18 protein-coding genes and 2 pseudogenes are annotated in these 21,526 nt (G+C 55.0%); 12 read left to right on the top strand and 8 right to left on the bottom strand.

What is annotated here, in order from left to right; genetic code table 11:
- Positions 1 to 5: 5 nt before the first annotated feature.
- On the bottom strand, positions 6 to 1,187 hold the full coding sequence (locus tag VC352_RS21025; RefSeq protein WP_322981451.1) for an efflux RND transporter periplasmic adaptor subunit: 1,182 nt from the start codon (positions 1,185 to 1,187) through the stop codon (positions 6 to 8).
- Between the two features lie 224 nt (positions 1,188 to 1,411).
- Between VC352_RS21025 and VC352_RS21020 the strand changes: the two genes are divergently transcribed.
- Entirely contained in the window at positions 1,412 to 1,960 is a 549-nt protein-coding gene (locus tag VC352_RS21020) for a TetR/AcrR family transcriptional regulator (protein WP_322981505.1), read from the top strand.
- A 44-nt stretch (positions 1,961 to 2,004) separates the two neighbouring features.
- On the opposite strand, the gene VC352_RS21015 is transcribed toward VC352_RS21020, so the two are convergent.
- The gene (locus VC352_RS21015; protein ID WP_322981450.1) at positions 2,005 to 2,496 is read right to left on the bottom strand and encodes a helix-turn-helix domain-containing protein; all 492 of its coding nucleotides are present in this window, start codon (positions 2,494 to 2,496) and stop codon (positions 2,005 to 2,007) included.
- A gap of 128 nt (positions 2,497 to 2,624) precedes the next feature.
- On the opposite strand from VC352_RS21015, the gene VC352_RS21010 reads away from it, so the two are divergent.
- The 4 genes and pseudogenes from VC352_RS21010 to VC352_RS21000 all read left to right on the top strand — a co-directional run bounded on the left by VC352_RS21010 (position 2,625) and on the right by VC352_RS21000 (position 5,778).
- Complete coding sequence (locus VC352_RS21010; protein ID WP_322981449.1) at positions 2,625 to 3,740, top strand: alkene reductase; 1,116 nt, start codon at positions 2,625 to 2,627, stop codon at positions 3,738 to 3,740.
- A gap of 43 nt (positions 3,741 to 3,783) precedes the next feature.
- Positions 3,784 to 4,044 (top strand): annotated as a pseudogene (locus VC352_RS25580) (alcohol dehydrogenase catalytic domain-containing protein); the annotation flags it as partial.
- Positions 4,018 to 4,713, top strand: coding sequence for a zinc-binding dehydrogenase (locus VC352_RS21005; RefSeq protein WP_416340220.1), 696 nt, complete (start codon positions 4,018 to 4,020; stop codon positions 4,711 to 4,713). The pseudogene VC352_RS25580 and the gene VC352_RS21005, both read left to right, overlap by 27 nt.
- Before the next feature lie 42 nt (positions 4,714 to 4,755).
- Positions 4,756 to 5,778 carry an LLM class flavin-dependent oxidoreductase gene (locus tag VC352_RS21000; RefSeq protein WP_322981448.1) on the top strand — a complete coding sequence of 341 codons (1,023 nt, stop codon included), beginning with the start codon at positions 4,756 to 4,758 and terminating at the stop codon, positions 5,776 to 5,778.
- Positions 5,779 to 5,815: 37 nt separating this feature from the next.
- Here the strand turns inward: VC352_RS21000 and VC352_RS20995 are convergent, their stop codons facing one another.
- Entirely contained in the window at positions 5,816 to 6,061 is a 246-nt protein-coding gene (locus VC352_RS20995; protein WP_322981447.1) for a hypothetical protein, read from the bottom strand.
- A gap of 733 nt (positions 6,062 to 6,794) precedes the next feature.
- Here VC352_RS20995 and VC352_RS25575 point away from each other — a divergent pair.
- Positions 6,795 to 8,042, top strand: a pseudogene (locus tag VC352_RS25575) (HAMP domain-containing protein); the annotation flags it as partial.
- A gap of 102 nt (positions 8,043 to 8,144) precedes the next feature.
- The gene (locus VC352_RS25570; protein ID WP_416340219.1) at positions 8,145 to 8,900 is read left to right on the top strand and encodes a methyl-accepting chemotaxis protein; all 756 of its coding nucleotides are present in this window, start codon (positions 8,145 to 8,147) and stop codon (positions 8,898 to 8,900) included.
- An 846-nt stretch (positions 8,901 to 9,746) separates the two neighbouring features.
- Here VC352_RS25570 and VC352_RS20985 read toward each other — a convergent pair.
- The 3 genes from VC352_RS20985 to VC352_RS20975 all read right to left on the bottom strand — a co-directional run bounded on the left by VC352_RS20985 (position 9,747) and on the right by VC352_RS20975 (position 13,132).
- The gene (locus VC352_RS20985) at positions 9,747 to 10,469 is read right to left on the bottom strand and encodes a TorF family putative porin (protein WP_322981445.1); all 723 of its coding nucleotides are present in this window, start codon (positions 10,467 to 10,469) and stop codon (positions 9,747 to 9,749) included.
- Between the two features lie 199 nt (positions 10,470 to 10,668).
- The gene (locus VC352_RS20980) at positions 10,669 to 12,012 is read right to left on the bottom strand and encodes an MFS transporter (protein ID WP_322981444.1); all 1,344 of its coding nucleotides are present in this window, start codon (positions 12,010 to 12,012) and stop codon (positions 10,669 to 10,671) included.
- Positions 12,013 to 12,250: 238 nt separating this feature from the next.
- A complete protein-coding gene (locus VC352_RS20975; RefSeq protein ID WP_322981443.1) occupies positions 12,251 to 13,132 on the bottom strand; it encodes an alpha/beta hydrolase in 882 nt (293 codons plus the stop codon).
- 150 nt (positions 13,133 to 13,282) lie between these two features.
- On the opposite strand from VC352_RS20975, the gene VC352_RS20970 reads away from it, so the two are divergent.
- Both VC352_RS20970 and VC352_RS20965 read left to right on the top strand, forming a co-directional pair.
- Complete coding sequence (locus tag VC352_RS20970; RefSeq protein WP_322981442.1) at positions 13,283 to 14,584, top strand: NAD(P)/FAD-dependent oxidoreductase; 1,302 nt, start codon at positions 13,283 to 13,285, stop codon at positions 14,582 to 14,584.
- A gap of 49 nt (positions 14,585 to 14,633) precedes the next feature.
- Positions 14,634 to 15,353 carry a TetR/AcrR family transcriptional regulator gene (locus VC352_RS20965; protein WP_322981441.1) on the top strand — a complete coding sequence of 240 codons (720 nt, stop codon included), beginning with the start codon at positions 14,634 to 14,636 and terminating at the stop codon, positions 15,351 to 15,353.
- 94 nt (positions 15,354 to 15,447) lie between these two features.
- On the opposite strand, the gene VC352_RS20960 is transcribed toward VC352_RS20965, so the two are convergent.
- Together VC352_RS20960 and VC352_RS20955 are read right to left on the bottom strand one after the other, a co-directional pair.
- Positions 15,448 to 16,785 (bottom strand): D-serine ammonia-lyase, encoded by a 1,338-nt coding sequence (locus tag VC352_RS20960; protein ID WP_322981440.1) that lies wholly within the window; start codon positions 16,783 to 16,785, stop codon positions 15,448 to 15,450.
- 61 nt (positions 16,786 to 16,846) lie between these two features.
- Positions 16,847 to 18,463 carry a GMC family oxidoreductase gene (locus VC352_RS20955; RefSeq protein WP_322981439.1) on the bottom strand — a complete coding sequence of 539 codons (1,617 nt, stop codon included), beginning with the start codon at positions 18,461 to 18,463 and terminating at the stop codon, positions 16,847 to 16,849.
- Positions 18,464 to 18,787: 324 nt separating this feature from the next.
- On the opposite strand from VC352_RS20955, the gene VC352_RS20950 reads away from it, so the two are divergent.
- The 3 genes from VC352_RS20950 to VC352_RS20940 all read left to right on the top strand — a co-directional run bounded on the left by VC352_RS20950 (position 18,788) and on the right by VC352_RS20940 (position 21,428).
- Positions 18,788 to 19,309 carry a VOC family protein gene (locus tag VC352_RS20950; protein WP_322981438.1) on the top strand — a complete coding sequence of 174 codons (522 nt, stop codon included), beginning with the start codon at positions 18,788 to 18,790 and terminating at the stop codon, positions 19,307 to 19,309.
- 41 nt (positions 19,310 to 19,350) lie between these two features.
- Positions 19,351 to 20,133, top strand: coding sequence for a class II aldolase/adducin family protein (locus tag VC352_RS20945; protein WP_322981437.1), 783 nt, complete (start codon positions 19,351 to 19,353; stop codon positions 20,131 to 20,133).
- A gap of 83 nt (positions 20,134 to 20,216) precedes the next feature.
- Complete coding sequence (locus tag VC352_RS20940) at positions 20,217 to 21,428, top strand: MFS transporter (protein WP_322981436.1); 1,212 nt, start codon at positions 20,217 to 20,219, stop codon at positions 21,426 to 21,428.
- The last annotated feature ends 98 nt before the right edge of the window (positions 21,429 to 21,526 follow it).

Below are 21,526 nucleotides of genomic sequence, written 5' to 3'. Positions count from 1 at the left end.
ATGGATCAGCGGGCCGTCGCGCCGGCAGAGGCTGGGGTGGGCGGGGCATTTCCAGCAGGAGCAGCGGTTGCAACCGTCACCGGAGCGCCAGGCCGTGCCGCGCCGCCGACGATTACCCGCTCGCCAGGCTGCAGCCCGTCCAGGATGTGCCATTGCGATCCCCGCATCACGCCGGTTTCGACGCTGCGCGGTTGCGCGGTGTTGTCCTCGCCTACCACCAGCACCTGGGCCTTGCCGTCCAGACCGCGGCGCACCGCACGCTGCGGGATTAGCACGGCCTGGGGACTGACGCCCTGGGGCGTCTGCACGCGCACGTACATGCCCGGTAGCAGCAGCCCGTCGGCGTTGTCGAACTCGCCGCGCAGGACGACCTGGCCGGTGCCTGGGTCGACGCTGACGTCGGAGAACAGCAGGTGGCCTTCACGAGTTTGATGGGTGCCGTCCACGCTGAGCGAGATGCGCGCGCCCTTGCCCTGGTGATCCTGCACGTGGCCCAGGGCCAGCGCCTCGCGCAGGCGCAGCATGTCGGCGACCGGCTGGCGGAAGTCCGCATAGATCGGATCCAGTTGCTGGATGAGCGCCAGGGGCGTGGCCTCGCCCTGGCCGACCAGCGCCCCCTCGGTTACCAGCGCGCGGCCGACCCGGCCGGAGATAGGCGCGGTAACCGTGGCGTATTGCAGATCCAGTTGCGCCGTCTCGACGTTGGCGCGCGCGGACTGTCGTTCGGCCTGCGCCCGTTGGAAGGCGGCCAGCGCGGCGTCGTAGTCCTGCTGGCTCACCGCTTCGATCTTGACCAGCGGCTCGTAGCGTCTGACCAAGGCACGGGCTTCCGTCAGCGCCGCCTCGGCGCGGGCCAGCTCGCCTCTGGCGCGCGCTAGGGCCGCCTGGAACGGGCGCGGATCGATGCGAAACAGCACCTCTCCCTGCTTGACGTCCGCGCCCTCCTCGAAATGGCGGCTGAGTACGATCCCGGCGACGCGAGCGCGCACTTCGGCCACCCGCACGGGCTCGATGCGGCCGGGCAGTTCACTGTATTGGGCGAAAGGCTGCGTTTGTACCGTCACGACCTCGACCGACACAGGAGCCAGGCCGGAACGCGGTGGTGTTCCATCACTGCAGCCGCTGACAAGCACGCTGGTGACAATGGCAAGCAGAGCCCAAGGCTGTGCTCCTCGGTGACTGATCATGCTTCGAGACCTTAATTCATGAGTGGCGGGCGGCAAATATTGATTGCGCCTTTTATGTTGTTTATGAATCGATAAAGTATCAATATTGGTTTTGGTTTCAAAATGATTCTAAGTGGATTCATTTGTGGTGCGGTGGTTGGAGTGCAATGGTGAAGTCGATATCTGAGCTTGATATGATTCACCGCTACGATTGAATTGGTTGCATTGGAGATTTTGTGGCGAGCATGGAAATTCAAGCCGACGACAGCCCGCTTCTGGCGTCGTTGGCGATGGCGATGGTGGAACGCCCACGCAGCACCTTGATGGAATTGGCCAAGGCGGTTGGCATCAGCAAAGCCACGCTGTATCGCTACTGTCGGACACGCGATGCGCTGGTCGCACGGCTGATGGCTCATAGCCTGGGCCTGCTGACCCAGGCTATGCGTGCGGCGCAACTCGATGCTTCCCCTCCTCTGGACGCGCTCAGGCGATTGAATGCCAACTACCTGGAGCACCGCGAGTTGATCGCATTTCTGGTGTACTTCAGGCGCGAGAAGTACGCAGCCAAGCCTCCGACCGGGCAGTCGGAGTGGGAGGTATCCCTGGATCGGTTTTTCCTGCGTGGCCAGCGCGAGGGGGCTTTTCGCATCGACATCCCGGCTCCCGGGCTGACCGAACTATGGGCTTCTTCGATAGTCGGGTTGGTGGACGCTGAGCGGCGTGGCCGCGTTGCCCGGGCGGGTCTGGCCGAACTGATCGAACAGGCGTTTCTGGAAGGCGTATCAGCTAGGTGACTGTCTGCGGAGCGCAGGCATGGGCCCGCGCCTGACGGGCCAACTCAGTCTTGGGGCATCTTGGCTCGCGTGACCTGCGCGCTGGCGGCATCGAAGCGTTGGCGGGCATCCTGGATGTCCCGGTGATGTTGGTCGGCCCAGGTGATCAACACACCCAGCGGGCCCAGCAGCGACTGTACCAAGGGGGCGAGCCGGTATTCGACGCTGGGCGGCTTGGTGGCAAACACATGCCGTTCGATGAGGCCGTCGCGTTCGAGATCCCTCAGCGTCTGGGTCAGCATGCGCTTGGAAATATCGGGGATGGCCCGATGCAGCGCACTGAAGCGGCGCGGCCCGCCGGCCAGGGCCGACACCAGCAGTGAACTCCACTTGTCCCCGACACGGTCGAGCACGTCGCGCACGGGGCATTCGAGCGGGTGGTCGCCCAGTGCTTCGAGCATGCGGAACGTCGCCGCCAGCGACGGGGTTGGTTCCTTCGGTGTTACCTGGGTACTCAAAACTGCCTCCTTCACGCTTTGCTTGTTGGTCTCTAGCATAGACCATGATCCGTTTGTAGGCCGTGCTCGGGCGCGTTCCGGGCGAGCGGCGTGCGAGCGGTGACGGTGCAGGCAGCGACCGGTTGCCGCGCTTCCCAATTGCATTGCCGATACAAGGATCGCTGAACATGGCACAGACTCAATCCGCAAACCTGCTGTCGCCCTGGCGCCTGGGGGACCTGACCCTCAAGAACCGCCTGGTCATGGCACCCATGACGCGCAGCCGCGCCCTGGTGGAGGGCAGCGTGCCCAACCCGCTGGCTGCGACCTACTATGCGCAACGCGCTGGCGCCGGGCTGATCGTCTCCGAAGCCGCCCAGGTCAGCCCGCAGGGCGTGGGCTACATCCGCACGCCGGGGATTCACACCGCGGAGCAGGTGGCGGGGTGGCGCCAGGTGACCGATGCCGTGCACGCCGCCGGTGGCCTGATCTTCGCCCAGCTCTGGCACGTGGGCCGTGTCTCGCACCCGGACTTCCACAATGGCGAGTTGCCGGTCGCGCCTTCCGAAATCCGCGCCGAAGGCGAGGTGTTCACTTGGAACGGCAGAACGCAGATGGTCACCCCACGTGCCCTGGAGACCGACGAAATCCCCGGTATCGTGGAGCAGTTCCGCCAGGGGGCCGTCAACGCCAAGGCTGCTGGTTTCGATGGCGTGGAAATCCATGGCGCCAGCGGCTACCTGCTCGACCAGTTCCTGCGCGACGGCTCGAACCAGCGCACCGACCGCTACGGCGGCAGCATCGAGAACCGCACCCGCCTGCCCCTGGAAGTCGCGGCAGCCGCCATCGAGGTGTTCGGCGCGGCGCGCGTGGGGTATAAGCTCAATCCCAATCTGCCGCTGCACTCCATGTCCGACAGCGATCCGAAGGCGACCTTCGGCTACCTGGCCGGCGAACTGAACAAACTCGGGCTGGGCTATCTGCACGTCGCCGAAGCCGTTACCGGCCCGATGGCTCCGGCAGAAGGTGTCGAGCGCGTGGCGCCGCATCTGCGCCAGGTCTTCCGCAACACGCTGATCCTCAACGGCGGCTACGACGCCGCGTCGGGCGAGCACGCACTGGCTGGCGGTGAAAGCGACCTGATCTCCTACGGTGTACCGTTCCTGACCTCGCCCGATCTGCCCGAACGCTTCCGCCAGAGTGCCCCGCTGAACCCGCCAGACTATGCGAGCTTTTATGCCACGGAAAAAGGCGACGCGGCCGGTTACATCGACTACCCCGCGCTCGACGCCGCAAGCGTCTGATCCCTCTGCTCGCTTGGCTTGAAAGAAGAACGACACCCATGAATGCCATGGTCAATATGGCGCGAACGACATTCGCGTCGAAGAGCGCCCCAAGCCGGGCATCCTTGGCCAAGAGGGCGTCGGCATCGTCGAGGCCGTCGGCGATTCGGTCAAGAACGTGAAAGTGGGCGACAGGGGCATCATTTCCTGCGTCAGCCGCTGCGGCACCTGCGAGAACTGTCAGAAGCAGTTGTATTCCCGCTGCCGCAACGGTGACGGCTGGATCATGGGCTACATGATGGACGGCACCAAAGCCGAGTACGTGCGCGCACCCTTAGCCGACAACTCGCTGTACCTGCTGCCTGAAAGGCTCAACGAAGACGCGGCGGTGCTGCTCTCCGATACGCTGCCGAGCGCCCACAAGATCGGTTTGCAGAACGGCGACGTCAAGCCCGGCAACACCGTGGCCATCGTCGGTGCCGGGCCAGTGTGCATGGGCTGCCCGCTGACCGCGCAGCTCTATTCGCCGAGCCAGATCATCGTGATCGACATGGACGACAACCGCCTGGAACTGGCCCGCGAACTGGGTGCCACGTACACCGTCAATTCTGCGAAGGACGACACCATCGCACAAATCTTGGCGCTGACCGAGGGGCGAGGCGTGGACTGTGCGATCGAGGCGGTGGGCATGGAGCCGACCTGGAACATCTGCCAGCACGTGGTCAAGGAAGGCGGCCACCTGGCCAACGTCGGGGTGCATGGCAAGCTGGTGAGCTTCGCCATCGAGAAAATCTGGATACACAACCTGACCATCACTACCGGGCTGGTGAACACCAATACCACCGGTATGCTGCTGAAGTCCTGCAGCTCGGGCAAGCTCGCGGTGGAGAAGATGGCTACGCACCGCTTCGGCCGCGATGAGATCGAAAAGGTCTACGACGTCTTCAAGCATGTGGCCGATGAGAAGGCTCTGAATATCATCATTAATTACTGACCCGGGGCGGCGCGGTTGTGTTGCCATGGGGGAGCGAAACTTATGGAAATTGGCATCTACACGTTCGCCGACGTGGGCTTCGGAGAGCCAGGCGTCGGCGCTGCCCAGCGGATTCCCGAGATCATTGAAGAGGTGGTGCTGGCCGACCAGGTCGGCTTGTCCGTCTTCGGGCTTGGGGAGCATCATCGCCCGGAGTTCGGCTCGCCAGCGGCTCCGGTGATCCTGGCCGCCGCCGCCTCGCGAACCCGACAGATTCGTCTAAGCAGCGCGGTCACCGTGCTGAGTTCGGACGATCCGGTGCGGGTATTCGAGCAGTTCACGGCCCTGGATCTGGTCTCCCAGGGTCGCGCCGAGATCATGGCCGGTCGCGGCGCGTTCGTGGAATCGTTCCCGCTGTTCGGCTATGACCTGAACGACTACGAGGCGCTGTTCGAGGAGAAGCTCGAGCTGCTGCTCGCGCTGCGTGAGGACAAGCCCGTCACCTGGTCGGGGCGGTTCCGAAGCCCGCTCGAGAACGTGGTGCTCCATCCGCGCCCGGTGCAACAGCGGCTTCCGGTCTGGCGTGCGGTGGGCGGCACGCCCGAGTCTGTGGTGAAGGCCGCGCAGGCGGGTATCCCGATGGCGTTGGCCATGCTGGGCGGCAAGCTGCGGCAGTTCGCGCCGCAGTTCGAGCTGTACCGGCGCGCGCTGGCGCACTACGGCCATGCACCGCAGCCGGCGGCCATCACCACCCACGGCTTCGTTGCGCCGACGACGCGCGAGGCCGCGGATCTCTACTTTGACGGTGATTCTGCGTTGATGAACCGGGTCGCCGTGGAGCGCGGCATGCCGCCGATGCGCCGGGCTGACTTCGAGCAGAAAATCCAGCCGGACAGCGCCTACCTAGTCGGCGCGCCGGAAGACGTGGCAGCGAAGATCGTGCGGATGCACGAACTGTTTGGCCACCAGCGCACGCTGATCCAGCTCGCAGTGGGCTCCATGCTGCACCAGGACATCATGCAGGCGATCGAATTGTTGGGCACGCGCGTGTTGCCGCTGGTACGCCAGCAAATCTCCAGAAAGTGAGGCCGGCGCTCACGCTGTACGCATTCCAGGCTTCAACTCAACGCTTTGCGAATCTTTGCCACGTTGGGCTAAAGACGCCACTCGCCAGAAGGTTGGAGATGCGACAGTATGCCGCCACGCGATCCCCACTGCCTTCGTCGATGGTGCGAAAAGTCGTCCGCCAGTTTGGCGAAGGCAGGGTCTGGCCTCTGCCCTTGGCCATCGCGGCAAGAACGCTCTCCGTCACCTGATTGCGCAAGACTAACCGCCACGCGGTATCCATCACGCGGATGTCGATCAGCAAGCGTCCTCTAATACGCTATACGATCGGGTGTGTGTTCGATGAAATGAACCTGAACCTCCACGCGCGCCGGGGGGCGGTTGGCCTGCTTCGGGTACAAGCACTGCGTTGGTCAGCAGGTCGTTGGACAAGCACGCTGCCAGATCCAGATGGCCCCTGATTGTGCAGGCGGTCCAGAGGGTACTTCCGCAGAGGTTGTGGAGGGGCGAACGATTGGTAAGACCAACGAAATCGTCGGCGAGGATTGGCGATTCGTTGCGGTGGATGAGACTGCTACTTAAACGAAGCGCCGCGAGGCAAGCGACTTGAATGTCCTGGTATGTAGTCCGGTTCGGATGATCAATCCTTGCAGCCGCAATGGTCTAGACATGCTGCTATCGGTGCTTCGCTGGCTTGAACCCTGTTGATTGTTCAGCAGCGGCTGTAAGTCCATGTTAGTCAGAGACCCTGATCAGCCCCCATTACTTGGCGTTTCTCCTGATCTTGGACTCCTTACAAGCGATTGGAGTGATTTTCGCTTTGATTTTATCCTGACTTATGTCAGCTTTTAGTGCTAAGCCATCTCTGTCAGAGCTGTGGCAAGCGAGCCGAGCATGGGCTGAGTTGCCGCAGCTCACTCCAATACCGCTTCGCATGGTCTGCCAAGGCCAGGCGAACCCAATCATCATATTGCCCTGTGGCGACCAGACCACTGCGTGAGGCCTGCCGTTACTGGCGATAGCTTTTGAGACCATCAATGTTCAAGGGTATATCCGTCAAAATCAGAATCCTGCTTGGCGCCGGGGCATGTCTATTTGCAGTGATCGCAGGTCTACTCACTTACTCGATACAGCATATGGGCCAGACCATATCGATGGTCCATGAGGCGGGTGAGAAAAGCCTAAGGGAAAGTGGTGTTCGAGCACTGAGAGCAAATGCCGATGAGCAGGCGGCAGCAATGCAGGATCGATTTAGTGCTGCACAGCTGTTTGTCAGAACGCTTTCCCATCAGATACTGAGCGCACGTGCACAGGCTCAGACGATGGGCCTTTCGTCTCGGCAGTTAAGGCAGGAACTGGGTCAGCTTGTGAAGCGTCAGGCTGACGGAGCCCCAGAGTTTCTTGGTGTGACATTGGCTTTTGATCGCGATGCACTGGATGCATCAGATCACGAGTCAGTTTCCGTTGAACCGAACATTGGCAATGAGTTGGGGCGTTTCGCAATAACCGCCACTGGGGGGGCGGTTTATACACTGCCGGAAAGTGAGCTGGCTGATGATGGCTCTGCTACCAAGGAGTGGTTCTACTGCGTACGGGATAAAAAGGCATGCCTCGTTGAACCATATGCGTTCACTGCCGATACGGTAACGCTTTTGATGTCGACTGTTGCAATGCCACTGATCGAAGACGGAAACGTAATCGGTGCCGTGGCCGTTGATATTGTCCTCGAGGATTTTCAGGCGCTGGCCGACAAGGCGAGTGCAGAGCTCTATCCTGGCTCGACCTTGAGTTTTATCAGCAGCAGTGGCCTGGTCGCGGCACGAAGCCACGCGCCATCTCTGCTTAGCAAGCCGTTTTCGGAAGTCGACGCAGACTATGAGGTGCTGCTAGGCCAGCGTTCCTTGGTGGAGAAGGAACGCACAATCGGTGGTCAGTCACTACTGACACTGTCCATTCCGTTTATGGCAATGAAAGATAGTAAGGACTGGCATGTTGTCGTTGATGTACCTCGAGATGATTTAATGGCCCCAGCCATGTCGTTGGCTTACGAGTTGGAGCGCTTCAATTCCAAAGGCATGACTCAGCAGCTATTTGTCAGTGTCGTAGTTGCATTGGCAGGCCTTCTTTCGATGTGGTTGCTCGCCAGCTCCATCAGTCGTCCAATTGCACAGGTTGCGGCAAGGCTGAAGGAAATCGCTCATGGTAATGGCGATCTGACTGGAAGACTTAGCGTTGATCGCAACGATGAGTTAGGTGAACTGGTCGGTTGGTTCAATGGCTTCTTGGATAAGCTACAGCCGATAATCAAGAGAGCTGCAGCGTCTGCAGGCGAAACAAGGTTCTCTGCTGAAAGTGCCGCGGCGACTGCTCAGCAAACTAGTGCCGGTATGCGAAACCAGTTACAGGAGGTCGACCAGGTTGCGATTGCTGTGCATGAGATGAGCGCCACATCCCAGGATGTGGCGAGAAATACTGCTCTAGCCGCATCTACTGCCCGCCAGGGCGAGCAGGCAATTGAATCCTGCCGCGAGAAAATCTATACAACAACTGGTTCAATGCAAGCGTTAGTCGAGCAAATGGCTGCTACGACAGCAGATGTAGAGGCTCTAGACCAGAATAGTGTCCGGATCGGTAAAGTTTTGGAGGTGATCCGTGCAGTGGCAGAACAAACAAATTTGTTGGCGCTGAATGCAGCCATTGAGGCTGCAAGAGCTGGGGAAAGTGGCCGAGGCTTTGCCGTGGTTGCTGATGAAGTCCGGCAGTTAGCAAAACGTACACAGGATTCCGTTCTTGAAATCCAGGATGTCATTGAGGCGATCCAGAATGGAAGTCATAACATGGTCAAAACGATGGCCGCACAGAATGATAAAGTTGAGCAGGCCGTAGCGTTTGCGAACACGGCTGTTGCAGCACTTGAATGCGTACGTGAGAGTATCCAGTCCATGACAGATATGAACATTCAAATCGCCAGTGCGGCTGAGCAACAGAACGCTGTTAGTGAGGAGGTTAATAGAAATATATCGGCGATCCGAGGTCTGGCTGATGTCATGGCCATGGAGGCCGATAAGTCTGCTACTGCAAGTCAGTCGCTAAGTGACTTGGCTTTGGAGCAAACGGCGCTGATGCAGAGTTTTAGAGTTTAAAGCATTAGTAGCTTGTTTCTAATTTGGAGGAGAGCTGGGAGGCTCCGAAGCGGTCCTGTATTTTCGACCTACTTCAGCTTACGCCGATTTTTGAAAGCAGCAACTCGATCAAGAATGTCGGGTTGCCCCCTCATTTTTAACACGCTATTTTGAGCTATCCCTTGGAGCCTGTGTTGACTGGAGAGCCTGCATAATATCGCCACGCTATATAACCGTCACGACTCGTTTCTATGCCAATGTGGGCCTTCATGTCGAAGCAGTACTGGTTGCCGGTTATTCGGGGCGCTTACCGTACTGTTCTTGGTTAAACTCGATGCATTGCTCAACCTGGTATCGATGATAGTGTCTTTGCGCAACGACAAAACCAGTCATCAAGGTAAGATATCGATAGCAGGTTGTGCTTCTCTAACGGGCCCGAAGAATCAGGATGGTGCTTTAATCAAGAAGACACTCTAGGCTCAACTAGGAAAACTGGCGCAGAGTTATGGTCTCGTACAGCGTGTCTTCCATAGTAAATTGCTTTAGGTGAAGAAGGTCTGCATCTGATGTGCGCGCAGCACCACTACTAGCGAGCCGTCTGTACCACTTGGAGTGGTACGGCTAAAGCACGGCAAAATTCCCTTCTATGGCAGCACCTGATCAATCTCGATTGGTAACATCCCTTGCGGGTCTGCTTGTGCTTGCCGGTGTTTTCGGCGTTGGTTGCTTCATTGAAAATCGAGCTGCGAGATCGGCGTGCTGCAGTCTATCTGTAAAGTATTTATCAGGGTTTCCGAAAATTCTCGTAGTCGTTTGGTCAATAAAAAAGGTGGAATGTCATGCATTCCACCTTTTTATTGGTGATTATTAGAAGACTTTAGTTGCGCCGAACACTACACCAGCACTGCATGAGTCCTCATAGCCCATGAAGTACAGGCATTCATTGTCTGATAAGGACGTATCTATATAGGTAACGGACCAATCTATGCCAACGAAGCTCTTCTTCAAACTGGCCTTTCTGGTTTGGTAGTTGTCGGATATTTTTCCGCTGGCACCGTAAAGCACGTCGCCAACATTGTGGTACCCATACTCTATATATAGTTTTGTGTCGTAGGGCAGGGGGAAGGTGTATCCTAGGTACTGATAGGTCGCATTAGGTGCTTCCATTGCCCAGTCGTAAACCAAGTTGTATCGAAAGTTCTTATACTCTACTACGCTATAGAACTCGTTCAGCGAATATGTGGAGTTCTTTGGATACATGAAGCGACCCACTGTGGCCGTTACCTTCAGGTCTTCCGTTAACTCTTTGTAAATGCCGATGTAACCACCTTCTTCACGACGAGTCTTGGTACCGAAGTCTACGCTCGACATCCATAGGCCGCCAATTAGACCGCTGTCGTGCATTACAAAAAGCTCGCCTTGCAGAGCGGGATCGCCCCGAGACTGAGAGGCACCATTCGATCTATAGTCCGAAAGCAAATTGACGATCAAATTCGCATTGACGCTATCGCCAATCTGGAATGCATGTGCCGGAATCTGGCACGACAGAGCAACTGCTCCGGCGATAATTGCTGTGCTGTTTTTGAACATGTTATCTCCCGTTTATTTTGTATTAGGTTGGGCAGTTCGTAGCAGGATGAGTATTTATTGTTTGTTTTTATTCGGTTTTCTAGTGGCGAGCTTGTCTACCTCTGCTTTCTAAGGTGTGTGGTGTTTGATTGGTCGGCTTGCCCGGAACGGGCAAGCTTTCGACTAGCTATTCATTGCAGGTGCTGTCTACAACTTTGGGCTAGAGGGAGGTTGCCGGCATTGGCTCAGTGTTCAACGAGTCTTTGCCAGCCAGAGAGATATTTCTATCGAAGTTTCGATATAGAAGAAATATGGCGATTGCCGCGATGTTCAGAATGATTGGCACGACCGTGACAGAGAGCTTGATTCCAACCAGGGCTGAATCTGGTTGAGTAATGGATCCTTCCATGGTTTCGACGAGGCCTGCAATAGAAAATATGGCTCCGGCTGTGAGCGAGCCTAACGCAATTGCAAGCTTTTCGAACGCGATAAACACGCCGCTCAACATGGCCCCTTGTCGTTGGTCGCCATGGCGAATGCAGTCAGCAAGCATGGCATAGGCATAGGCCTGAATTGCGCCCTCTGCAAAACCCATGAAAGCGGCGGCGGAATAAACCGACGTCATGCTGGATGTCTCGTCCAAGAGGAAGTAGAGGCTGGCTGCAATCATCGCTATGACTAGGCAAAGCGAGAACACTGCAAACTTTCCGACTCGCTTGCCTAGTGCTAAAAATAATGGGATCGCCGCCACAGATGCACCGAAGGTAAGGAAGAACATGCCGGCAAGCAGTGACGTGTCTTGAATCAGTATGTAAGTAACATAATAGGCGATGGCAGTACTCATGATTCCGCCTGCAATCATATGCAGGACGTAGGTGATAGTAAGAACAAAAAAAGCCTTATTCGTTAGGAGCGCGCGCCCCATCTGACGCAATGTAATACTTTCAGTGTGCAGAGGGCGCGGTGGCTCTTTTGACTGGAAGAAGGTGATTAGCATGCTGATCGACATAATCGCTGCCAGCGTTATGCCCATCCCGAGATAACCTTCTCTCCCGCCTCCAAATACCTCAACGAGCATGGGGGCGCCTGCGCCTGCAAGTAGGCAACCCAGCATCGAATAGGTGGCTCTATATGAATTAAGCGCTGTGCTGTCGTCGTACCCTGTAGATATTTCGCTATTCAGAGCGCAATAGGGTACGAGAAAGGTGGTATAACACAGGGAGCAGGCTACATAAACAGACGCTATGAACCAAGCTGACAAAGTCGGGTCGGTAAAGGGCGCTGCCCAGATCCCCAGAAACAATGGAAATATGGAGATTGCTGAGAACAGAAGGTATGGCCGTCTCCGCCCCATCTTGGTGTTTGTTCGATCCGACAAGCCGCCGATGAGAGGACTGAAGATTAGATCGAGGAACTTTGGCAACGACGCTGCGATCGTTGCAATTGCAATAGGTACTCCCAAAATATTCGTCATGTAGAACATTAGAAGAATGGCTGGACCAATTCCATAAATTCCGGACGACAAATCTCCAATTGTGTACAGCGGATACTTAACAGCACGCATGCTTTGTGACATTTTCTGGCCCTTCTGCAGTTGGACTCCAGTTTTCTGAAGCCACTATGTTTTTGTTTTAGGCAGCGAAGGTCTTCCGGGTGGGAAGGGTGATATTCTTATTAAAAAGCTCTCAAGGATTGATGTCGCGGCCTTCTATTTGTCCGCGTTGGTTCTTGAGTGGCTGGTGCTTTGCAGCTTGTAGCTGTCTTTTTAATAGCGCCAGTCTCAGCTGGCGTCTATTTGATGCTTAGTAGCTGGCTCTTTCCAGAAGGTTGAAGATCGCGGGTAGTGACTCAGGCTCATCAAGCAGCAGTGGGTGTCCGCGGCCTTGAATTGTTGTAAGAACGGCCTCGCGATGCTGCTCAATCATCCGTTGTGCGCAATTAGCCGCAAAATATTCAGAGGCAACCCCCCTGAGGATGGCGACGGGAGTACCGCGGGTGGCTAGGAACGGGAGCCAAAGGTCAGGGCGCTCCGCAACCATTCTTGGAACGTCGCTCATCGAACCCATATCAAGATCCCGAGCCCATCGACCGGGGGCAGTCTCCGCATAAACACGGCGGGTTAGATTTTCCCACCGCGCGTACGACAGTCCAGGATGAGCTTCTCCAAAATGGAGCTTCATCCGTTCTACCGCTTCATCGAAGCTATAGTCAGCTGCCTCGACATTGCCTGACATCTTCTTGGCTGCAGTCTGGTTAACCTCCGTCCCCTGATCATTCAACACGAGTCCGGTTACCCGGCCGTTGAGTTCAGCAACAAGGTCCATGCCAATCGCCGCACCCAAGGCGGTACCTAAGATGGCAACGCGAGCCAGTTCCAGATGGTCGAGAAGATCAACTACATCCTGCTTGATCAGGTCGTAGTGATACTTGCTGTGATCTGTAAACCGCTCGGAGGAGCCCCGGCCGCGTAGGTCCGGGATGATCACACGTACACCTTGCTCGGCTAAAACTCCACCGAGCTCAGTGAAATCTCGTGAGTTCCGCAAGAAGCCGTGCAAGCAAAGCAACGGCACCAGATTCCGTTCACTACTCGGGCGAAAGTCTCGATAGAAGATCTTCGCTCCTGTCGATGTGATGAAGCTGTTGGTCAGCTCTTTGTCCGAAGGGGCTTGTTGGCTCTGCACGCTAGCTCTCCAGTTGTCATTGTCATCCGTCCGCAATGGTCGGGGATGACCCTAAGCTACTCAAAAGCTGACGTTAGTCAAGAAAATGTTGCGAGTGACTCACTCTGCGGGCATCATCCAATCTCCCAGAATAATCCGGTAAGTACTGTTATGAACGATTGCACCATTGTGATAGGGGCGGGAATTGCAGGCATGGCGGCAGCCAGTAAGCTGCGCAATGCCGGGCGAGATGTTCTTGTGTTGGAGGCTTCGGACCGCGTTGGTGGCCGCATGATCAGCATCTCGCATAACGGTGACTCTGCCGAAGCTGGTGCTCAAGGCATCCACACCGGCTATACGGAAACACTGAAGCTGATAGAGGAATACGGTCTGACTGGCGATCTTGTTCCTCAACTCAATGACCAGGCATGTTACCTGGATCGTTCCGGGCAGCACTTATACCCACAGGGCGGGGTAGGTATGCTCAAAATGCTTGGGTGGAGGGGATCTTTTGACCTAGCACGGTATCTGACAAAGTATATGATCCTCGCGAAAAAGTTCTCTCTCTATGAGACCCATAGAGATATCCCTGAGTACGATAATGTCTCCATCGCTGATGCACTAAAGTGGGCCGGTGATGACTTTCGAGATTTTATGCTCTTGCCTGGCGCTCATGCCATGGTCGGCTCTGATTTGGAACATACGAACCTGTATCACTTCATGAATCTAATGAAGCTTGTGTTGACGACCAAAGTCATGACTCTGCGTGGTGGCAACGCAAGTTTGCCGCAAAAAATTGCTTCGACTTTGGACGTCCGGCTCAACTCTCCCGTCAAGCAGCTGTCATTTCAGCAAGGGAAAGTTTCAGGCGTTGAGCTTGAGAGCGGTGAGCATATTTCTGCGAAGCACATTATTGTGGCATGTCCGATTGGGGCTGCCGCCAAACTGGTCCCGGAACAGCTTGTGCCGACGAGCAATTTCCTCACGTCATTCAAGAATATTCCGCTGAGCCTGGTTTATTTCTTTCTGGATCGTCCCTATGACACCAAGGCTTACGCCTACATGGGGCATGCATACAGAAAGACAACATTCAATATGGCGCTTAATCATACCGTTAAGACGCCTCACTCTGTGCCTAGTGGAAAAGGCCTAATATCTGCATGGCCATGCTACCCGGACTCAGGTGTGATCGATAAGAAAAGTGACGATGAGGTCATATCTAAGGCATTGAAAGATTTGGATATTTTCTTTCCTGGAATGGAAGGAATGATCGCGGAGACGCGTGTACAGCGGCACCGTTGGGGGCTGGGGCGGATTTCCCCTGGGATGCATGCTAAGATCATTACCTTCAAAAAGCAGGTTGAAGACCTGCGTGGCGTTTCGTTCGCCAATAGTGACTATGACGGTGTACACATGGAATCTGGGGTGCGCAGTGGTTTGCGTGCTGCAGGTAGGGTGATTGGCGGGTACTAGAATCCAGCTCTTCACTCAAATTCAATCAGAAATAAAGTGCAGATTTGCAGTGAAGAATAAAGAGCCTCAGGACGACGATCAAATTTTAGCTGTCAGGGAAAAGGCTTCGCATCGAAAAGGGCGCACAGGTAATGTTGTGCGCTCGGCTCGCATCCCAACCCAAGAGCGTAGTAAAAAGCGATATCACGCCATTCTTGATGCGACCATAAAGCTTTTAGAACGTACTAATATTGAAGACATTAGCCTGCACGATATTGCCAAGGCCTGCGGCTTGCCTGCTCCTTCAGTTCATTATCTGTTCAGCACGATGTCCGCGGTCCATCTTGAATTGAGCAATCGCTTTAATGAAGAGATGACACAGCGAGTTGTAGACTACATGCGTTCTGCAAGCGCCTCTCGTGTCAACACGTGGCAGGACTTGGCTCGTTTGACCCTTGTGTATGCGCGGGAGCAATACAATGGTAATCGCGCGCTATCAGAGGTTCTGTTGGCCCCTGTCATGCATCGTTCCGTAAGAGCTATCAGTTTCCAAACCAATACATTCTATGGACGATCGTCACTGGAATTGTTCAACGAACTCTTCGTTATGCCCGATATCCCGAATCTGGATACCTACTTTGTTTTCTCTACGGAGATGATGGAGGGTATGTGGGCAGGTGCTTATGCGCGTTACGGGAAAATCGATGACTTGACGTTCGAAGAGTCAGTTCGCGCATCGATTGCCTACTTGCGCTGTTACTTGCCGGAGACGCTAGCGCGACGTTCATGACTCGCTGGCGCGGGCAGACTGTATGTAGTTAAAGCGGGCATACGCCCATCGCAATTTGATGTTAGTCAGTTATGATGGGCGTTTGCGTACTGTCTTAGGCTTGGCTGTTGACGTTGGATCGCGCTCCTCGTTCGAAGAACTTATCGTATTCCATGTCTGGAACAAAGAGGCCGCCAGTCGTCCAGATAACGTGTATGGAATTTGCGAGATAGGGGAGTAGCTTGTGATGGGCTAGGTATTCGCTTCCCTGGGCGGAGCATGCCAGCCAGTGGGGGCCGTCGAATGCCGCTGCGGCAGAAGGCTCAATGCGAAGGTTTTCGGTGATTGCCGCCGTATGAACGTGTTTGAATAATGTTTCGTCTTCTACGGTGAACACTCCTGACAGGACTGGGCGCATAACAGCGACCGCGCACTCCGAGGCTTGCGGGACTGCCAGCCCATCCGCCTCGGTACGATTATCCAGGCCACGATCATAAACGCTTGGGTTGCTGCCACTTCGATCCATCATCGCGACTAGAAAGCAAGCAGATGCGGTCGGTTCGGCGAAGAAGCAGTGGACGTTGGGGCCAAACACGTGAGCCAGGCCGAACGCTATGCCTCCAGGTGCCCCGCCAACGCCGCATGGTACATAGACAAACAGTGGGTGGTCAGCGTCGATCGTGATGGCTTGCTCGGCTAGTTGCTTCTTGAGAGTCAGTGCTGCAGCGCTATAGCCGGAAAAAAGAGAAAACGAGCTTTCATCATCAACAAAATGGCAATAGGCATCCTTCTCTGCCTCGGCGCGTCCAGCGGCAACAGCCGCAGCATAATCGCCCTCGTGCTCGACTACATTTACTCCGCGGTCGCGCAGCCGCTTTTTCTTCCACTCTTTGGCATCTGCGGACATATGAACCGTTGTCTCAAAGCCAAGCGCTGAGGCAATAACGCCAATGCTAAGGCCCAGGTTTCCCGTTGAGCCGACGGCTACTCGGTATTGCGACAGGAGTTGCTTCCCTGTCGGACTGATCAGGTTACTGGGGTCTGTTGAGGTGATCAGTCCATTTTCTAGGCCAATGTGTTCAGCAAACTCTAGAACCTCGTGGATGCCTCCTCGGGCCTTAATGGAGCCTGCGATAGGCAGGGTGTGATCCGCCTTAATAAAAAGCATGCCGCAGTTCATGGGCAAGCCCAATTCCGACTGAAGGGTTGGCACGCGAAACAATGGCGACTCAATGATGCCATTCGATTTGTCGAGCTCAGGAAATAGGGTTCTCAGTACTGAGCTGAAGCGAAGAAAACGGCTATTGGCGTCATGGATGTCTTTCTCGCCGATCTGTTTTCCCGCCCAGCTATTGCCGGGCAAGGCGGCGGCGGTTCGCCCCGGGTTAATCCAAAGCATTGGTTTTTTGCTGGATGGGTCAGCGCTGTTGTTTACCGACGACGAGCTATTCATGGGTTCTTACCTGGTCACTAATTACAGTGTTGGATGATCGATTGCTTTGTTGTCTAAGCGTTTAGCTGGTCAGGTACTCTGCCGCTTTGGTCGCAATCATCATGATCGGGATGTTGGGATTGCCAGAGACGAGATTTGGCATGACTGAGGCGTCCGCGACGCTCAGGCCCTCGACTCCCCTTACGTTTAGTTGCGGAGTAAGTACGCAGCTCTCGTCATTTCCCATCCGGCAGGTTCCTGCCGGGTGGAATTGTTGGTAGGCATTGTCGCGAATGAACGCATCTATTTCTGTATCGCTATTCAGTGTTGCCGACGGGCAAACCAATGATGTTCGATAAGGCGATAGCTGCTCTGAGGTGAGTATTTCCCAGGCGGTCTTATAGCCACGTCGCAAAATCTCTAGGTCTTCCGGGTGGCTCAGGGAGTTGTAGTAGACCTTGGGCCGATCATTTGGATTTTTGCTGGCAAGACGGATTTCACCTCGGCTCTTTGACGCAAGAAGCTGCACTTTGGCATGCAGGCAGTCCTGATAGGGCTTTTTGATAAGAGGGAACCAGGCGTCAGCCTCGGGTGGCGGGATGTTCAAGTAAATTTGCAGGTCGGGTTGTGCGAGCCCTGTCTGGGTTCTCAAGAAGGCAAGTAGTACGCCGGGTAGTTCGGTCAGGGGGCCGGAGTGGTAGAGTCTTGCCTTGGCCATGTTTATGGCTGCGCGATCCATTCGTAGTGAGTGGTGCAGTGGGCTGTTATTGGCGCGCCCAAACATCATCGAAAAGGCGAGGTGGTCTTGTAGGTGCTGGCCGACAGGGAGATCAACCACGGTATCAATGCCATGGACTGCCAGGTGATCGGCAGGACCGATCCCCGATAACATAAGCAGATGAGGCGTATTGATGGCACCGAGAGCCAGGACTGTATGATTGGAGTGCGCCACCCAGGTTGTTTGCTCTGCTGTGTATTCGACGCCGATGCAACGTTCTCCGTCCATCAGCGCCTTGGTAACAAAACTGCCGGTATGTACCGTCAGGTTATGGCGGTCGAGGACTGGGTGCAGAAATGCTTTGGCAGAGGAGCACCGACTGCCCTTCTTGATGGTGTATTGCAGCGGACCAACTCCTTCAGGGCGCTCGCCATTGTGGTCGTGGGTCAGGGGGTGTCCCAGGCTGCGGCATGCCTCAATCCAAGATGCATTGGCAGGGTCTTCCTGCAAGCTGCCGCGAATGGCTCCGACGGGCCCCTCCTTCCCGCGGAGTTTGGAGGGGCTGCCGTTCCAGCTCTCGATTTGATCGAAGATAGGTTGAACGTCTTTCCAGCTCCATCCCTGCGCTCCGCCTTCACTCCAGCGATCGTAGTCATTGGGATGGCAGCGGGTATGGGCCATGTAATTCACTGACGAGCCGCCACCGATAACCCTTCCATGTGGGATGTAGTTGCGGCGCCCGTTCAGCCCTGGGTCTGGCTCCGAATGATCGTTCCATCGATACATGCCCTTCGCTGCCATGATCTGCAGTCCTGCGGGAAGGTCGATGAGGGGGTCGCTGTCCCAGCCTCCGGCCTCGAGAAGGAGAACTCGGTGATTGGGGTTTTCGGACAGCTTGTTTGCCAGGACGCAGCCTGCAGTCCCCGCTCCGACGATGACATAGTCATACATTGATTGTTGTGCTGCGCTCTGATGAGGCATGCAGGTTCTCCTGTCTGTTATGCGGCCGCACAGACATGTTGGGCTGCTTATTTGTTTGAAGGATGCCGGTTAGACGCCGTGACTCCAGAGGCGGAAGCCTTCAAGGAGGGGAGGGCGTATGGGTAGGCTGCCCTCATAACATGACGTTAGTCAAGTTTTTGGATCTGTTGGATGAGCCAGAAATGGGGCGATCTCGACAGGCAAGGCTTTTTCTTCTCAAAAAATCCCCAAAAAATATGAATGCGACCGTCGTCGAGGTTTTTTTCTTGAGTGATGTGGAATACTGTGATAAATCTGACGTAAGTCAGTTAATGAGGTCGAAAAATGTTTACGTCAGTTGGAGAGATCGTACAGATTGCCTACGTGGTCGCAGATCTTGATGAGGCCATGGCTCAGTGGAACAGCCTCGGGGCGGGGCCATTCTTTGCCGTTCGCCGGCTGGAATATCTTGAGCAGACCTATCGTGGTGAGCCCACCGATTGTGAAATCGCTGCTGCATTTGGATATATGGGGAACATTCAAATTGAGCTGGTGCAGCAGCTTAATGACGCGCCCTCATCCTTTCGTGAATTCCTGAAGAAACACGGCACCGGGCAGCAGCATCTTGGAATCCTTTCCCAGAATATCGCTGGCGATACTGAGCGACTTGAGGCCCAAGGCTTCACTCAGATCCATCGCATGGTATCGACAACAGGTGTTGAAACCGTCCTGTTTGGCACCGACGACCATGGTGGAACAGTTATGGAGTTGATCGAAGACTCGCCAGCTCTGCGAGATGCCTTTAGTCAAATGAAGGCCGCCTCTGCTGAGTGGAGTCCGTCTATGCCTGGCGTGATTGAAGTCTAATAAATAATGACCGCTAGATTAGTTAAGTAAGAGGATTATTCATGACTACGTTAAGAATTGGAGAAGTCGCATACCCTTCTCTAGAAGGCAAGGTATCTGACGAAGAGTGGAGGGTTCGAGTTAATACAGCCGCCATCTTTCGTCTTATCCCAATGATGGGGTGGGATGACTTGTCCATGCAACTGGTCTCCGCCCGTGTTGGCGATGGTTATCTATTTGTACCAAACGGTCCGCTCTTCGAAGAAGTCACTGCTTCCAGTCTGGTGAAAATCAATATAGAGGGTGAAGTGATTTCAGATTCCCCATTTGGAATCGTTAAGTCTACTTGGTACCCGATGAAAGCAGTGCACGAAGTACGTGAAGATGCAAATTACGTAATTCACACGCACGATGACATCATTGCTGCTGTTGCCTGCAATTCCGAGGGGTTGCTCCCCATATCTCAATCCGCGGCATTCGCCTGGGCGGATGGCCTTGCCTACCATGCATACGACGGTGTGGAAACATATGAAGAGAAAATGCCTGGCTTGCAGCAGAGTCTCGGTGCTACTAATAATGCGGCCCTGCTGCAAAATCATGGTCTTTTGACTCTGGGCGTGGAAGCTGGGCATGCATTCATGCGGCACTACAATATTTGGAAAGCCTGCCGCGTACAGATGATGGCACAGTGCGCGCGACACGGAGAATTGATTAAATTCTCACAAGAAATGCTCAATAGCTTTAAACATGAGGTGAGTAGGGTTCAGGAGGGGGATGGCACTACTGATCCGTGGGCCGGCTTACTGCGTAAGCTGATAAAAAAGGATCCATCCTTCATGAACTAGTGTTGCCTTCTGTATCCATAGAGTCCTCCTTTGGGGCATTTGCAGTGCCTGATTACCATTAGGCACTGTTTTTTTGCGTCTCCATGTCGCGGTTATCAACTGTTAGTCCTTTTATGTCTTCAGATCCGATTCGGGTTATTCGAAAACCAAAGCTTTCCTATGCTTTTGTGTCGCTGGTGCTTTGGACTTTTTTCATGGCATCAAGTGCGCCGTCACCTCTCTATCAGTTGTATCAGCATGAGTGGGGGTTTACCTCTATCACGCTTACAGCCATATTTTCGATATACGCAGTCGGCATGCTATCCGCCTTGCTGGTCATAGGTTCTCTATCTGACTACTTAGGGAGAAGACCTGTGATGGCAGTGGCCATGGTACTTGAGGCTGTATCCATGGCGATGTTCATTCATGCCGGAGATGTGACCGACTTGCTGCTGGCCAGATTCATACAAGGAGCTGCTACAGGCATGGCTGCCACGGTGCTGGGCGCGTTCCTCATGGATATCGATACGAAAAGTGCCCCCATCTCGAACAGCGTTGTGCCGCTGGTCGGTACAGGCTGTGGCGTTATGATTTCAAGTCTAATCGTCGACTTAGGTGCGTCGCCTCTTAAACTGATTTTCGCTATATTGTTGGCAGGTTTAGTCCTGCAACTTGTAATAGTTTGGTTTCTTGATGAGCCGGTAACCAGGCGCGTAGGGGGGCTGAAGTCTCTAAGGCCATCTCTGGGCGTGCCGACATCGGCCAGGACCATGTTCCTGGCTATCATGCCGATGAACACTGCTGTTTGGTCGTTGAATGGATTCTTTTTATCTCTGGCCCCCTCTCTGGTTCGTGTAGCCACTGCTTCAAATCATGCGCTGACCGGCGGAACAGTTGTTGGGCTTATGAGTATCTGTGGTGCGCTTTCTGTTCTGCTGCTCAGGCATCGTCCTGCAGAGTTCTCTCTTCGGTTAGGTAGTAAATTGTTGGCAGTCGGTGTCTTGGGGGTCCTGTTTGGTGTCTACTCCGGGCTGACGTTGGCGTTTTATTTGGCTACGATCATTGCAGGATTTGGCGCAGGGGCAAGTTTTATTAGTTTTACGCGAAGCTTGCTGCCGCTGGCATTGCCAACAGAGCGTGCTAGCTTGATATCATCTTATTACGTTGTGAGCCAGATGTCTCTGATTGTCCCGTCAATAGCCGTAGGTGGGTTGATTCAGTTAATAGGCCTTTCTGAGGCCACTTACTATTATGGTGCAGTTGTTCTGTTGCTCCTGTCCGCTTCGTCATGGCTGATGGCAAGGCGGAGTTCGTGAAAGTGGCTACTGCTTATTGATTGGTAGTAGAGGTAGCATTTGGGGGGGGCTGGAGTTTCGTTGTATCCAATGCTGGCGATTAGTAAGTATACTCCGGC

The sequence above is a fragment of the Pseudomonas sp. C11 genome (assembly GCF_034683865.1).
Classification (GTDB): Bacteria; Pseudomonadota; Gammaproteobacteria; order Pseudomonadales; family Pseudomonadaceae; genus Aquipseudomonas.
Note: the sequence above shows the minus strand (reverse complement) of the source record. Positions and strands in the feature narration are given on the sequence as shown.